The sequence below is a fragment of the Empedobacter sp. R132-2 genome, from assembly GCF_030324375.1.
GTDB lineage: Bacteria > Bacteroidota > Bacteroidia > Flavobacteriales > Weeksellaceae > Empedobacter > Empedobacter falsenii_B.
The window spans coordinates 305719-321329 of record NZ_JACAGG010000001.1 but is presented as its reverse complement, the minus strand read 5'-3'; the positions used below and the strand labels follow the sequence as shown (position 1 = coordinate 321329).

The following is a 15611-nucleotide window of genomic DNA, read 5'->3' as shown; positions in this document are numbered from 1 at the left end:
ATGTCTAACATCGTACAAAAATATTTTAAAGGCGATAAACCGCTTTGGGCTTTCATTTTATTGTTAGCACTATTTTCGTTCTTACCTGTTTATTCTGCAAGTTCTAACTTGGTGTATACGGTAGGATCGGGAACTATTTTTGGGCATTTAGGTAAGCACGCTGTGATTTTATTAATTGGTTTATTTATCATTTATGGATTACAACGTATTGATTATCGTTGGTTTGGTTTGTTTGCTTTAACAGCGGTTGTTATACTTTCTGGAGTTTTGGCAATAACACTCGTACAAGGACAAACCATTGGAGGTGCAAATGCTGCGCGTTGGTTAACTATTCCAGGGACTGGAATTGGTATTCAGCCTTCGATGATTGCTTCGCAAGCGTTGTTGATTTATATAGCTCGTTATTTAACAAAAAATAGAGACAAAGAATATACATGGAAAAATACAGCAGTTCCATTATTCTTACCAATTATTGTAATTGTAGGATTAATCTTTCCTTCTAATGGTTCAACAGCGTTGATGTTAGCTGGAATGTGCGGAATATTGTTGATTATTGGTGGATTTCCATTCAAATATTTATTTACAATTGCCGGAGTAGGTTTAATACTCGGTGGCGGATTCGTGTGGATGGCTTTATCTCGACCAGATTTAGTAACAAATTCTCGTGTGCACACATGGATGTCACGTATCGAGAAATTTAATGACGATTCTGGATTAGAAAGTTATCAAGTTTTACACGCAAAAGCTGCAATTGCGAGAGGATTGAATGAAATGGCTGGACCAGGAAAAAGTGTTTTCAAACAAACTTTACCGCAGTCATCATCCGATTTTATCTTCGCGATTATTGTTGAAGAATATGGTGCAATTGGTGCAATTCTATTAATCGGAATTTTCCTTCTGATTTTAATACGGATTTGTATCATCGCATCTAAAATTCATACCGTTTTTGGTACGCTACTTGTATTTGCAGTGGGCTTACCAATTATTATACAAGCGATGGTAAACATGGCGGTAGCGGTTAATTTAATTCCTGTAACAGGGCAACCATTGCCAATGATTAGTTACGGAGGAACATCCATTTGGATGACATGTATTTCGTTCGGAATAATTTTGAGTGTAAGTACTCAGATTAAATCGCAAGAAGAATTAGAACAAGATAGAAAAGTATTAAGTGAAGAATACATCGAAGACATCGCCTAAAGTTTTAATAAGCGGCGGAGGAACAGGTGGACATATTTATCCAGCCATTGCAATTGCAGACGAAATAAAACGTCGTTTGCCAGATGCACAAATTTTGTTCGTTGGAGCAGAAGGAAGAATGGAAATGGAAAAAGTGCCAAAAGTTGGGTATGACATAAAAGGTTTACCAATTTCTGGATTTGATAGAAGTAACATGAAAGCGAATTTAAAGTTCCCTTTCAAATTGATAAAAAGTTTAAATCTTGCAAAGAAAATCTACAAAGATTTTCAGCCAGATTTAGCTGTTGGTACAGGAGGTTATGCAAGTGGACCAATGTTGTGGGTAGCGGGAAGTAAAAATGTTCCGATTTTATTACAAGAACAGAATTCGTTTCCAGGAGTTACCAACAAAATTTTGAAAAATAAAGCTAGTGCTATTTGTACAGCTTACGAAGGAATTTCTCAGTTTCCGCAAGAAAAAGTGCATTACACAGGAAATCCTATTCGTGCCGAAATTTTTCAAAATTTACCTTCAAAAGCAGAAGCAATTTCAGCTTTTGGATTAGATCCAGAAAAACCAACTATTTTATCAGTTGGTGGTTCACAAGGATCAAGAGCAATGAACAATGCTTGGTTAGAAAACCTTGACGAATTTGTTGCAAGTGGCGTTCAATTGATTTGGCAAACAGGAAAGTTAGATTATCAAAAAATCAAAAATTTGGTTGGCGATAAATATCCAACGATTCATGTAACCGAATTTATTTTCAACATGAAAGATGCTTATGCAGCTTCGGATATGATTGTTTCTCGTGCAGGAGCAATGGCGATTTCGGAATTGTGTATTGTAGGAAAAGCAACTATTTTGCTTCCATTGCCAACAGCGGCAGAAGATCATCAAACCAAAAATGCACAAGCATTGGTTGAAAAGGATGCAGCGATCATGGTGAAAGATGCAGATGCAAAACAAATTTTAGTCAAAGAAGTAATTGCTTTGGCGAATAATGAAGAATTAAAAAATAAATTATCTCAAAACATTAAGCAATTAGGGAAACCGTACGCAACAAAAAAGATTGTAGATATATTATTGAATTTATTATAATGAATATTTTAGATAAAACATATTATTATTTCATCGGTGCAGGAGGAATCGGAATGAGTGCTTTGGAACGTTTCTTCAAGTCAATCGGAAAAGAAGTTGTAGGTTATGACAAAACACAAACCGAGTTAACAACTGAATTGATTGCTGAAGGAATTGATATTCATTTTGAAGATAACATCGAGTTAATTCCAGCAGGAATTAATCCAAAAAATACGTTGGTAATTTATACGCCAGCAGTACCAAAAGATCATTCAGAACTAAATTATTTTTTAGTGAATGATTTTAAAGTCATGAAACGTTCAGAAGTGTTAGGTGAAATTACCAAACATACATACAATATTGGTGTTGCGGGAACACATGGAAAAACAACGACTTCATCTATTTTAGGACATATCCTAAAAGTTGCGAATGTAGAATGTACAGCTTTTTTAGGTGGTATTGCAGAAAATTACGATTCGAATATCATCTTAAATGGATCTAAATATACAGTTGCAGAAGCCGATGAGTTTGACCGTTCTTTCTTACGTCTTTCTCCAAAATTAGCGATTATCACAAGTGATGATGCAGATCATTTGGATATTTATGGTGAGCGTGATGAAGTGAAAAAATCGTTTCAAGAATTTGCGGCAATTGTGGAAGAAAAATTATTTGTTCACAAAGGTTTGCCTTTCGAAGGAGCTTTTACGTATGGAGTAGATTTGGACGCAGATTATGATGGACACAATGTAAGAATTATTGATGGACATTATGTGTTTGATGTAAAAACGCCAAACGGTTCATTGACAGACGTTGGAATTTTATTACCAGGCCATCACAATATGGAAAATGCGGTTGCGGCTTTGGCTGTTGCAGATTATATGGGTGTTCCTCATGATAAAATTAAAGAAGCTTTATCAACTTTTGTTGGAGTTAAAAGACGTTTTAATCGTTTCGAAGCAAATGGAAAAATTTACATCGACGATTATGCACATCATCCAACAGAATTGAATGCAGCAATTCGTTCAGTTCGTGAACTTTATCCGGGTAAAAAAGTGTTGGGAGTATTTCAGCCTCACTTATTTACACGTACAAGAGATTTCGCAGAAGAGTTTGGACAAAGTTTATCGCAGTTAGATAGTTTGATTTTATTAGACATTTATCCTGCCAGAGAGTTACCAATCGAAGGAATTACTTCAAATTGGTTGCTAGAAAAGGTGAATTTAAATGAAAAAATAGTATCTTCATTAGAAGATAGTTTAGCAAACATCAAAAAACAAGATTTTGATGTATTATTGACTGTTGGAGCAGGAAATATTGATACAATTGTTAAACCAATAAAAGAGTGGTTAAGTGAAGCGTAAATTGAAAATCATAAAAGTGATTTTTGGAGTTGCCTTGCTAATCGGTTTGATTAGTTTTACGGTAATTAAGAATGCTTCGCGTACTGTGAAAAAAATTGACGTGGCGTTTGTTCAGCCAGTTGATAATTATTTTATTAATGATGAATCGATAAGAGAAATTATCAACAAAGATGGAAAAGACATTCTGAAACAATCTCTACGAGAGGTGAATGTAAAAGAAATCGAACAAAAAGTAAGTGAGAGTCCTTTTGTGGATTCTGTACAAGTCAGTAAAGATATCAACGGACATTTACGACTTGACATAAAAGCAAACTCAGCAGTAGCAAGAATAAAGACGCTGAAAAATGAATTTTATTTGACAACAAAAGGCGGAAAAATGCCTTTATCTAAATTAAATTCAGCGGATGTAATTTTAGTTTCTGGTGATGTAAAACCGAATGAATATGAAGATTTGAGTAAATTTGTTCAAGCTTTGAAAGCTGACGATTTATTAAAAAATCACATCATAGCCATTCAAAAAGTGGGACAACGTTCTTTTAATTTAATTGTAAACACAGGAAACTATTATATAGAATTAGGAACTTTAAACAACTTTGAACAGAAGTTACATAATCTAAAATTATTCTATAATCAATACATTGATTTTATAGGAACTGAAGATTATGAAAAATTGAGCTTGAAATTTGTAAACCAAGTTGTAGCAACCAAACGAATAAAAAATGGAGAACAATAGTAAGATTGCAGTTGGCTTAGACATAGGGACTACAAAGATTGTAGCGCTTGTCGGACGAAAAAATGAGAACGGAAAAATCGAAATTCTTGGACACGGACAAGCAAAAAGCTTAGGTGTACACAGAGGTGTTGTAAATAATATTACACAAACCATTAACTCGATAAAAGAGGCAATTGATAAGGCTGAAAGATCATCTGGTGTCAAAATTACTGATGTTACTGTTGGTATTGCCGGACAACATATTCGTAGTTTACAACATAGCGATTACATTACTCGTACCAATTCAGAAGACGTGATTGATGATAATGATTTAAAGTTATTAACAAATCAAGTTTACAAATTGGTCATGTTACCTGGAGAAGAAATTATCCATGTTCTTCCTCAAGAATTTAAGGTTGATAACGAAGGTGAAATCCGCGAACCAATCGGTATGTACGGAAGCCGTTTAGAGGCTAATTTCCATGTGGTTGTAGGACAAGTTTCATCCATCCGAAATATTGCACGTTGTGTAAAAGCTGCTGGTTTACGTTTGGCAAGTATTACTTTAGAACCAATTGCATCATCTAGTGCTGCGCTTAGCGAAGAAGAGAAAGAAGCTGGTGTTGCATTGATTGATATAGGTGGTGGAACAACGGATATTGCAATTTTTAAGGATAATATTATTCGTCACACATCTGTTATTCCGTTTGGAGGAAATGTGATTACAGAAGACATTAAAGTTGGATGTTCTATTATTGGAAAGCAAGCCGAAGCTTTAAAAGAAAAATTTGGTTCTGCTTGGCCAGGAGAAAATAAAGAAACTGAAATTGTATCGATTCCTGGTTTAAAAGGACGCGAAGCAAAAGAAATATCATTAAAAAGATTGTCACAAATTATTCATGCACGTGTGCAGGAAATTTTGGAACAAGTATATTTGGAATTGAAAAACTACGGTTGCGAAGATCAAAACAAAAAATTGATTGCAGGAATCGTTTTAACAGGTGGTGGATCTAAATTGAAACACATTCGTCAACTTACAGAATATGTAACAGGAATGGATGTAAGAATTGGATACTCTAACGAACATATTGTTGGTGCAAAAGCTGAGGAAATTAGCGGACCAGAATATGCAACATCTGTTGGATTATTAATGAAAGGTTTAGAAGAAATAGCGGCGAATTATCAGCACGAAATTTATGAAAAACCAGTTATTAATAATTTAAATAACCAAGAAGAATTAGAAATTGGAATTCAACCAACACAACAAACTAAGACTGTGAAAGCTGAAATTGTTGTTGAGGAAGAAATTATCCAAAAACCAAAAAGAGAAGAAGTAGTAGACGAATTCTTGGATCAAGAAATTGGTGAAAAGAAAGAAGCTAAATCTAAACCAGAAAAGAAAAATTTCTTTTCGAAATGGACGGATAAATTTATCCAAATGATCAACGAAACTGAATAATAAGAATAAACTAGAATAAATTACGAATCAATTTAATAAGAAGAATATGAGTGATATGTTAACAGGAGATATTGTGTTCAACTTACCAAAGAGCCGATCTCAAGCTATCAAAGTAATCGGAGTAGGTGGTGGAGGTAGTAATGCCGTAAACTACATGTTTGAACAAGGAATTGCAGGTGTAGAATTTGTAATTTGTAATACGGACTCTCAAGCATTAGCAAATAGTCCAGTACCAACAAGAATTCAATTAGGACAAGCAATAACAGAAGGTTTAGGAGCTGGAGCAAATCCTGAGGTAGGAGAGCAATCTGCTATCGAAAGTATGGATGATGTAAAAGCTGTTTTAGACGAGGGTACTAAAATGGTATTTATTACTGCCGGAATGGGTGGTGGTACAGGAACCGGAGCAGCACCAGTAATTGCTGGTATTGCAAAAGAAATGGATATCTTAACAGTTGGGATTGTTACAGCGCCATTCTTTTTCGAAGGAAGAATGAGGTTGGAACAAGCCGAAAAAGGTATCGAAAAATTAAGACAAAATGTCGATTCATTAATTGTTATCAACAATGATAAATTACGTGAATTATACGGAAACTTAGGTTTCAAAAATGGTTTCTCGAAAGCTGATGAGGTTTTAACAACAGCAGCTAAAGGAATTGCAGAAGTTATTACTCAACACTATGCAATGAACATCGATTTACGTGATGCGCGTACAGTACTTAAAAATTCTGGTACAGCAATCATGGGATCTGCGCAAGGTTCTGGTGAAAACAAAGCGAAAGACGCAATTTCTTCTGCTTTAGATTCTCCATTGTTAAACAACAACAAAATTACGGGTGCACGTAACGTATTGTTATTGATTTTGTCTGGTAATAACGAAATTACAATGGATGAAATCGGTATCATCAATGATTACATTCAACAAGAAGCTGGTAATAGTGCAAATATTATCATGGGTATTGGTGAAGACTTAGATTTAGGAGATTCTATCTCTGTAACTGTTGTAGCAACTGGTTTTCCTACAGAAGATCAGGCGTATACAGGAAAAGAGGAACAAAAAATTGTACATACATTAGAGGAAGAACAACCAATTAATAAAACGTTATCAGTTGAGCAACCTTTTGTGAATCGTGTAAAACCAATGACGTTAGATTTTGGTCGTTCTAATGCTTCTCAGCAAGCACCACAAACGCCTCAACAAAATCAAACGCCAGAGGCTCCTCAAAATAATTATCGTCAAGCAGATATTAACCAAAGTTTTCAACAACAAACTTATCACAATACGCCAGAAGAATCTTTCGAAGAAAATAATTCTCCAAAGCGTTATGTTTTAGATGATATTGATGATGAGCCAGTGCAAGAGAGACGTTCTTATGATGATTTCGAACCACGTTTGAAATCAGATTTTAATCGTCCGCAAGAACCAACGAATAATGTAAATAATAATCAAACATATAATTCATATTCTAATCCTGTAGCTTCAGAACAGTCAAATTATCCTCAAAATAATTATGCTGGATATCAAGCTCCAAAGAACGAAGGATATGGAAATGTAGAGCCAGTTCAATCTAATGTAGCTCATTCTGTTGCTCCACAAGCTGAAGAAGTACAAGTTGCTATAGATCCATTTAGTCAACCAATTGAGCAATCAAATGATCCTGAATTGAATAGTATGATTGAAGAAAGAAGAAATCGTTTGAAACAATTTAATTTTAAATTCAACAACACGATGACAAATTCTCAAGTAGACGAATACGAAGCAATTCCTGCTTATAAACGTCAAGGATTGAATTTATCTGATCGTAATGATAATCAATCTTCTGATTTTTCTGTAGGAACTAATCGTAACAACGAAACGCAAATTCGTCCAAACAATTTTCTACATGATAACGTAGATTAATAAACGATCACTCGTAAAAAATATTCTTATTATAGAAAAGGTTCATTGCTTTTGCGATGAGCCTTTTTTTGTCTTAAATTTGTAGTCTAAAAGCAAAACAAATGAATTTAGAAACTCAAATAATGGCACAGTTAAAAGAAGCGATGAAAGCTAAAAATACTGTTGCTTTAGAAGCTTTAAGAGCTGTAAAATCTGAATTATTATTAGCAAAAACATCAGGTGCTAACGGAGAATTATCAGAAGATCAAGAAATTGCTTTATTACAAAAATTAGTAAAACAACGTAAAGAAGCTGCTGAACAATTCGAAGCAAATGGACGTGCTGAATTAGCTGAAAAAGAATTGGCACAAGCAGAAGTTATTCAACAATTTTTACCTGCTCAATTATCAGACGAAGAATTAACAGCTGCAATTACAGAAATTGTTGCAGAGGTTGGCGCTACTTCTCCAAAAGATATGGGAAAAGTAATGGGAGCTGCTTCATCTAAATTAGCTGGTAAAGCGGAAGGAAAATTAATTTCAGCTAAAGTAAAAGATATTTTAGCTAGTTTATAATTGATTTTTAAATCTTTAAAAATTAAGAAAAGGTAAAGTTTATAACACTTTACCTTTTTTATTTCTTTATTAGATAAATTTCTTCAAATTATATAAAATTATTATTTATTGATAATCAATAGTATATCCGATTTAAATAAATAATTCCCAAAAAAATTAGGATTATAGTTTTATTTTAACATTAAATTAACAAATCGCTGTAAGCATCTAAATTCGCAAAGCACAAGAGATTTTAGAATTAAAAATCAATTGATTAGAATAATTCTAAATAAGAAGCTGTTTATACCCTTAAATTTGCAAAGTAAATCAGAAAAATCTAAAGGATGACGAAAAGCATTACAGCGTTTATAGCAATGTTAATGATTTTTCCAATAGCAAATGCTGATGGTAAAATTTTTAAGGATTCTGGTAATAATGACACAATTATTATGCCAGCTTCTGAGAAAAGATTTAGTAACGATATTGATAATGATACCATCAAAAAAGATACATTATCAGTTGAAGATGAAAAGTTGGTTGGAGAACTTATCGAGAATAGTGCTCGAAAAATCTCGACAGGAGTTGTTTCTTGGTATGGAGACAAATTCCACGGACGCAAGACAGCTAGTGGTGAAACGTATGACAAACACGAACTAACAGCTGCCCATAAGTCTTTACCATTTGGTACGAAAGTAAAAGTTACGAATATCAGAAATGGTAAATCTGTAGTTGTAGAAATCAACGACAGAGGTCCATACGCTAAATCTAGAGTTTTAGACTTAAGTCAAGCTGCATTCAGCGAAATTGGTCACACCAATACAGGAGTGATGCAAGTTGAATACGAAATTATCAAAAGCGAAGACAAGAAAGACTAAGATGTTCAGAAAAAATTAAAAGGTTTGAGAATTTATTCTCAAACCTTTTTTTATGCTCTTAAGTTTCGTGCAAAAAAAATCCTGACAAATGAATATCAGGATTTATAATTATATGATGTAAGAAAATCTTAATCTAAAATTTTAAGCACTTTAGTTGTACGGGCTCTTGATGCTTCAACTAATTCAGCTTGTGCTAAATCTTCACCGTAAGAAGGGATCATTTCTTTGATTGCTTCGTTCCAGTTGTTTTTCATCAAGTCTGGGAAACATTGTTTCATTAAGTTCAACATTGCACTAACAGATGTAGATGCTCCTGGAGAAGCTCCTAATAAGGCAGACATTGTTCCATCTTGAGATGTTACGATTTCTGTACCAAATTTTAAAACTCCTTTTCCATCTTGTTTTTCGATTACTTGAACACGTTGTCCTGCAGTTTGTTCGAACCAATCTTCTAGTTTAGCTTCAGGAAAATATTCTTGTAATTCTTCTACTTTTTTCGCTTTAGATAACATCACTTGTTCTACCAGGTATTTTGTTAAATCGATATTGTTTAATCCACAATTCATCAAAAATCCTACGTTTCCTAAGTTTACAGATTTGAATAAATCGCAATTAGATCCGTATTTTAAGAATTTTGTTGAGAATGTTGCAAATGGACCAAATAATAGAGATTGTTTTCCATCAATAACACGTGTATCTAAGTGAGGAACAGACATTGGTGGTGCACCAATTTTTGCTTTTCCATATACTTTTGCATGATGTTTTTTGATTACTTCTTCGTTTTGACAAATTAACCATTGTCCACCAACTGGGAAGCCACCAAATTTTTTCGATTCTGGAATTCCAGATTTTTGTAACAATAAAATTGCTCCTCCACCTGCACCAATAAATACGAAATCAGCATTAAGTGCTTTGTTATTTCCAGATTTTAAATCTTTTACTTTAACTGCCCATTTTCCGTTGCTAAGACGAGTTAAGTCTTTTACTTCGTGTTCAGTTTCTAACGTGATTTCTTTTTTGTCTTGTAAACCTTTGAAAATTTGACGCGTTAATTCACCAAAATTCACATCAGTTCCCAAGTTCATATGCGTTGCCGCAACTTTTTCATTACCTTTTCTACCGTCAACAATTAATGGAGCCCATTCTCTGATTTTAGAAACATCATCCGAATATTCCATATCCTTAAATAAAGGATGCTGAGATAATTTTTCGTAACGTTTTTTCAAGAAATTTACATCGTCATCGCCCCAAACAAAAGACATATGTGGAGTAGGACGTAAGAATTTTTCTGGAGAAGAAACGTAATTATTTTCGACTAAGTAAGACCAAAACTCTTTCGAAGTTTCAAATTGTTTTGCAATATTAATTGCTTTATCAATATTAACCACTCCATTTTTGTCCATTGGTGTATAATTCAATTCACAAAAAGCAGAGTGACCAGTACCTGCATTATTGAAAGCATCAGAGCTTTCAAATCCAATCTTATCTAATTTTTCGAAAACAGAAATCTTAATAGCCGGATTTATTTTTTTAAGAAGTATGCTTAAAGTAGCACTCATGATACCAGCACCAACTAACACTACCTCTTGAGGTTGTTTTTCCATTTCTCAAAAATATATTTACGTTGCAAAGGTATTAATAAATAGCCTTTTTTGCGAAATAATACGCAGAAAAAACAATGATTTTTTACATAAATTATTGTTTTGAGATAATTTGAATAGATTTTATTTTATAGAAAATTATTCAAACTCAGTTTTTCCAATACTTTCGATGTTGTCTGCTTGTGATAAATCTGCTTCAAAAGCTTTTTTGTTCACAATTGTAGTTTTTGAAATTTTATCGTGCCAACCATTTTCTCCTAAAAAAGTAAGAACATCAAATGGAATTATTCTACAAATACTTCTTGTAAAATAATCTTTCGTTGTAGGTGTAGAACCGTCAATCATCACAACTTTTGTTCCTGTAATAAATTTACCTAATGAACGTCCTTTGGTTAAAAACTCTGATAAAAAAATTAGTAAAACATAAAAAAAGGCTGTGATAACTCTATCAATCAAAGGATTTATATTTTCTAATTGATAAATAATGTCGCTTTCTGGATTAATGATCACAATAACAATTGCTATAAAACCGAAAAATAGCATCGTCAATAAAATGATTGATACATAATCTATAATAAAATTTAAAAAGCGCAATCCTTTGTTCGCTTTATGTTCGCCAACTTTGTAATCTTGGTACATAGTGTTTATGTGTTAATTTAGATGTAAATATATGATAAACACTAAATTTTTAAAATTATTTTATGCAGATAATTTAAGTCTAAATTTTATCCTCCATCCAACGTCTAAGATTAATGTAATTGGTATTTCTTCGCAACAAATTTTGATTGTCCGAATCTTTCAAAAAATCATCTAATTCTCTGAAAGCTTTTACTTTTTCATGTGGGTACAAATCATTCAATTCAATAAAAAATAAACTAATTTTTCGTGTAATAATATTACTATTTTTCATCTTTTTGCAGAATTGATGCGTTTTGTACGAATATGTATCCAATTCTTGATCATTCCCAGAATCATACAAATTCATCATAATCAAAACCAAGGTGTAAAAATGTAAATCTTCTTGAATTGACGCTTCACTATTGATTATTTTTTGACAATACTCGAACGAATTATCCCAATCTTTGTTTAAGAAATAATAGGCAGCAATTTTTAGATAAAGCACCAAAATATGATGATTATCGATTTTATGATGATGCGATTTAATTTCGCGTAAAATATCTTTAATCAAAAATGGACTAATATTTTCTTTCGGATTAATGAAAAAATAATTCAGTTTGCTATTAAATTTATTGATAAACCAAAGCGCTTCCACATTATCATTTTGAGGCAAAATCTCGTAAACAGATTCTAATTTATCAAACCAAAATTTAAATTCTTCAGAATTTTTTTTCAGGTATAAGATCTTTAATAAATAGCTATTTCCTTTAATAAACCAAACTGGATGACTAAGAATTCGTTCTTTTTTCTCGTAAAATAATTCAACCCATTTTTTCGAAAATTCATAGGCAGAGTGTAGGTTTTGCGTTAACATCGACAACCAAACATTTGCTTTGTAAAACCACAGTTTCTCTTTGAATTTTAATTTCTTAAAATCGATATTTTTTGTTTCCGAATCAAAGAAATTCTGAATTTTTTGAATTTCATCATCATCTTTTGCGTATCCATTCTCGAGCAAAATACTATACAATTTTAGCGATAAATTAGACAATTTACTTGCTTGTAAATTCTGTAAACTCAATTCCTCCGATTGTTCAATCAACTGATCTGCACGACCAGAAATACTTCGTGTAATGAATTGTGATTCGATAATTTTTTCGAGTTCTAAAATATCATAAGCAATGGCTTTTTCGTCAAAATCTAAGGCTTGAGTTTTGGCTTTGTCCAACATTTTTAGACTTTGTTTGTGTAAGCCTTTTTGATACAAAATCGTAGCAAAATCAAACTGTTCACGTATTTGCATACGCGAATTTTGTTGCGAAGGATTCATTCTCAAGCTAAACAAAATTTGTTTGTACAAATGCGCTTTTAGATTAGATAATTGTTGTTTCGTGGTAATTTTTTTCTTCAAAATAGCCGTTTCATCATATTCTTCCAACTTATCCAATGCTTCAAATAATAACAAAAATTTTGCATCTGCATTATTTTGCAGACGATTTACATAAAGTTTGAATTGACGTTTTTCGGAACGATTAAGTGACTTTATTAAACTAAATAGTGCGTCTTTGTTATGATTTGACATTGTAATTAAATTATATATAATGTATTGAAAATAAAATGATTATGATAAATATTTTAGCTTTAAGAATTGTAAAACACTTTTCAATTTGAAAATTTAAAGTTAGTACAATTTTAATTTTACATCACAATAACAAACAAAACTAATTGCAATGAGTGCTGAGAAGATTCAAATTTTTGATACGACACTGAGAGATGGAGAGCAAGTGCCGGGGTGTAAGTTAAACAAAAAACAGAAGTTAGAAATTGCGGCTCGATTGGACGAATTAGGCGTTGATATTATCGAGGCTGGTTTTCCAATTTCAAGTCCTGGAGATTTCGAAGCCGTAAATGCAATTTCAAAATTAGTGAAAAATGCCACAGTTTGTGGTTTAACTCGTGCAAACAAAAAAGATATAGAATCTGCAGCTAAAGCTTTACAATATGCCGTAAAACCAAGAATTCATACCGGAATTGGAACTTCGGATTCTCATATTATTCACAAATTTAATTCGAATCGTGAAGCGATTATCGAACGTGCAGTTGAAGCGGTTGCATATGCAAAAACATTTGTAGATGATGTTGAGTTTTATGCTGAAGATGCAGGAAGAACGGATAATGCTTTTCTTGCTCAAGTTTGTGAAGAAGTGATAAAAGCTGGTGCGACGGTTCTTAATATTCCAGACACAACGGGTTATTGTTTGCCTTTTGAGTATGGAAATAAAATTAAATATTTAAAAGATCATGTTCAAGGAATTGATAATGTGATTATTTCTTGCCACAATCATAACGATTTAGGTTTAGCGACAGCGAATGCAGTTGCAGGAGCTATAAATGGAGCACGCCAAATAGAATGTACAATTAATGGAATTGGTGAGCGTGCTGGTAATACGGCCTTGGAAGAAATCGTGATGATTTTTAGACAACACAAAGAATTGAATTTTTATACAGATATCAATGCTCAAATGTTAACAGAATTAAGTCAATTAACTTCTGAAACAATGGGAATGATGGTTCAACCAAACAAAGCAATTGTAGGATCGAATGCTTTTGCGCACAGTTCTGGAATTCATCAAGATGGTGTGATTAAAAACCGTGAAACATACGAAATTATCAATCCAGCAGATGTTGGAGTTAATGAATCCTCTATTATTTTGACAGCTCGTAGCGGGCGTTCGGCGTTAGCTTATCGTCTAAAAGATATCGGTTTCGATACATCTAAAAATGAATTAGATATTTTATATGAACAATTTTTAGAAATTGCAGATTTGAAGAAAGAAGTTGTTCGTGAAGATTTACTTGGATTAATGCATCAGTTTAATCAAACATCACAGAGAAAATTCGCATGAGAACATTATTCGATAAAGTGTGGGATGCCCATGTTGTCAGCCAAGTAGAAAATGGACCACAAGTGATTTATATTGATAAACATTTAATTCACGAAGTAACAAGTCCACAAGCTTTTGCAGAATTAGAAGCGAGAAATATTCCAATTTTTCGACCAAATCAAATTGTTGCAACTGCGGATCACAATGTACCAACGATTAATCAAGATAAGCCAGTTCGAGATCCATTATCAAAACAACAATTAGAGCAATTAGCGATTAATTGCGAAAAAAATAATATTACTTTTTATGGTTTAGGTCATCCGTATCAAGGAATTGTTCACATTATTGCGCCAGAATTGGGTGTTACGCAACCAGGAATGAGCATGGTTTGTGGCGATAGTCACACATCTACGCATGGAGCTTTTGGAGCAATTGCTTTCGGAATTGGAACAAGTCAAGTTGCACAGGTTTTTGCTAGTCAATGTTTGTTGATGAATAAACCAAAATCGATGCGAATTACAGTTAATGGAAAACTGAATCCAAATGTTCAACCAAAAGATGTGATTTTGTATATCATTTCTAAAGTTGGAACAAATGCAGGAACAGGTTTTTTCTGTGAATATGCAGGAGATGTTTTCGAGAATATGTCGATGGAAGGTCGAATGACAGTTTGTAATATGTCGATAGAAATGGGCGCTCGTGGCGGAATGATTGCACCAGATGAAACAACTTTTGCTTATTTAAAAGATAAACCATTTGCACCGAAAGGAGAAGATTGGGAGCAAAAAGTAGCATATTGGAAAACTTTACCAAGTGATGCTGATGCAATTTTTGATGAAGAAATAGAATTTGACGCTGCGGATATTTATCCAATGATTACGTTTGGTACGAATCCAGGAATGGGAATTTCGGTGAAAGACAGTATTCCTTCTAAAGATTCGTTAAGCGATAATGAAAAAGAATCGTTTGAAAAAGCGTTGAAATATATGGGATTCCAAGATAATCAATCAATCATCAATCATCCAATTGATTATGTGTTTATCGGAAGTTGTACAAATGCAAGAATCGAGGATTTGCGTGAAGTAGCAAATTATGTGAAAGGAAAACAGCGCAATGAAAATGTAACTGCGTGGATTGTTCCGGGATCGAAACAAGTAGAAAAGCAAGCGATAGAAGAAGGTTTGGACAAAATTTTTGAAGCCTCTGGATTCAGATTGCGCGAACCAGGTTGTTCGGCTTGTTTGGCGATGAACGACGATAAAGTTCCAGAAGGAAAATATTGTGTTTCGACTTCGAATAGAAATTTTGAAGGACGTCAAGGTCCAAATTCTCGTACATTATTAGCAAGTCCTTTGATTGCTGCTGCTGCTGCAATTCACGGAAAAATTGTTGATATCAATTAAAATTTAC

At 33.2% G+C, this 15611-nt stretch carries 13 protein-coding genes; 10 read left to right on the top strand and 3 right to left on the bottom strand.

Annotation, left to right across the window (positions count from 1 at the left end; genetic code table 11):
• The 8 genes from HXZ69_RS01585 to HXZ69_RS01550 all read left to right on the top strand — a co-directional run bounded on the left by HXZ69_RS01585 (nucleotide 1) and on the right by HXZ69_RS01550 (nucleotide 9097).
• Nucleotides 1-1200: an FtsW/RodA/SpoVE family cell cycle protein gene (locus HXZ69_RS01585; protein WP_180905153.1), complete on the top strand. Its 1200-nt coding sequence runs from the start codon at nucleotides 1-3 to the stop codon at nucleotides 1198-1200.
• Complete coding sequence (murG, locus tag HXZ69_RS01580) at nucleotides 1172-2278, top strand: undecaprenyldiphospho-muramoylpentapeptide beta-N-acetylglucosaminyltransferase (protein WP_286494790.1); 1107 nt, start codon at nucleotides 1172-1174, stop codon at nucleotides 2276-2278. Before HXZ69_RS01585 ends, murG begins: the two co-directional genes overlap by 29 nt.
• Nucleotides 2278-3618 carry a UDP-N-acetylmuramate--L-alanine ligase gene (murC, locus tag HXZ69_RS01575; protein ID WP_221855345.1) on the top strand — a complete coding sequence of 447 codons (1341 nt, stop codon included), beginning with the start codon at nucleotides 2278-2280 and terminating at the stop codon, nucleotides 3616-3618. Before murG ends, murC begins: the two co-directional genes overlap by 1 nt.
• 1 nt (nucleotide 3619) lies before the next feature.
• Nucleotides 3620-4351 (top strand): cell division protein FtsQ/DivIB, encoded by a 732-nt coding sequence (locus HXZ69_RS01570; protein ID WP_236688178.1) that lies wholly within the window; start codon nucleotides 3620-3622, stop codon nucleotides 4349-4351.
• Complete coding sequence (ftsA, locus tag HXZ69_RS01565) at nucleotides 4338-5789, top strand: cell division protein FtsA (RefSeq protein WP_286494788.1); 1452 nt, start codon at nucleotides 4338-4340, stop codon at nucleotides 5787-5789. Before HXZ69_RS01570 ends, ftsA begins: the two co-directional genes overlap by 14 nt.
• Before the next feature lie 55 nt (nucleotides 5790-5844).
• A complete protein-coding gene (gene ftsZ / locus HXZ69_RS01560; protein WP_286494801.1) occupies nucleotides 5845-7689 on the top strand; it encodes a cell division protein FtsZ in 1845 nt (614 codons plus the stop codon).
• A gap of 101 nt (nucleotides 7690-7790) precedes the next feature.
• Entirely contained in the window at nucleotides 7791-8243 is a 453-nt protein-coding gene (locus tag HXZ69_RS01555; RefSeq protein ID WP_125349638.1) for a GatB/YqeY domain-containing protein, read from the top strand.
• A 323-nt stretch (nucleotides 8244-8566) separates the two neighbouring features.
• Nucleotides 8567-9097, top strand: coding sequence for a septal ring lytic transglycosylase RlpA family protein (locus tag HXZ69_RS01550; protein ID WP_125349637.1), 531 nt, complete (start codon nucleotides 8567-8569; stop codon nucleotides 9095-9097).
• A gap of 128 nt (nucleotides 9098-9225) precedes the next feature.
• On the opposite strand, the gene mqo is transcribed toward HXZ69_RS01550, so the two are convergent.
• From mqo to HXZ69_RS01535, 3 genes are all read right to left on the bottom strand, one after another.
• A complete protein-coding gene (gene mqo / locus HXZ69_RS01545; protein ID WP_125349636.1) occupies nucleotides 9226-10701 on the bottom strand; it encodes a malate dehydrogenase (quinone) in 1476 nt (491 codons plus the stop codon).
• Between the two features lie 135 nt (nucleotides 10702-10836).
• Complete coding sequence (locus tag HXZ69_RS01540) at nucleotides 10837-11337, bottom strand: RDD family protein (protein ID WP_038332867.1); 501 nt, start codon at nucleotides 11335-11337, stop codon at nucleotides 10837-10839.
• Nucleotides 11338-11416: 79 nt separating this feature from the next.
• Nucleotides 11417-12898: a hypothetical protein gene (locus tag HXZ69_RS01535; protein ID WP_286494787.1), complete on the bottom strand. Its 1482-nt coding sequence runs from the start codon at nucleotides 12896-12898 to the stop codon at nucleotides 11417-11419.
• Nucleotides 12899-13046: 148 nt separating this feature from the next.
• Between HXZ69_RS01535 and HXZ69_RS01530 the strand changes: the two genes are divergently transcribed.
• Together HXZ69_RS01530 and leuC are read left to right on the top strand one after the other, a co-directional pair.
• Nucleotides 13047-14222: a 2-isopropylmalate synthase gene (locus HXZ69_RS01530; RefSeq protein WP_221855341.1), complete on the top strand. Its 1176-nt coding sequence runs from the start codon at nucleotides 13047-13049 to the stop codon at nucleotides 14220-14222.
• On the top strand, nucleotides 14219-15604 hold the full coding sequence (gene leuC / locus HXZ69_RS01525; RefSeq protein ID WP_221855339.1) for a 3-isopropylmalate dehydratase large subunit: 1386 nt from the start codon (nucleotides 14219-14221) through the stop codon (nucleotides 15602-15604). The genes HXZ69_RS01530 and leuC overlap by 4 nt, the downstream gene beginning before the upstream one ends.
• Nucleotides 15605-15611 lie beyond the last annotated feature (7 nt).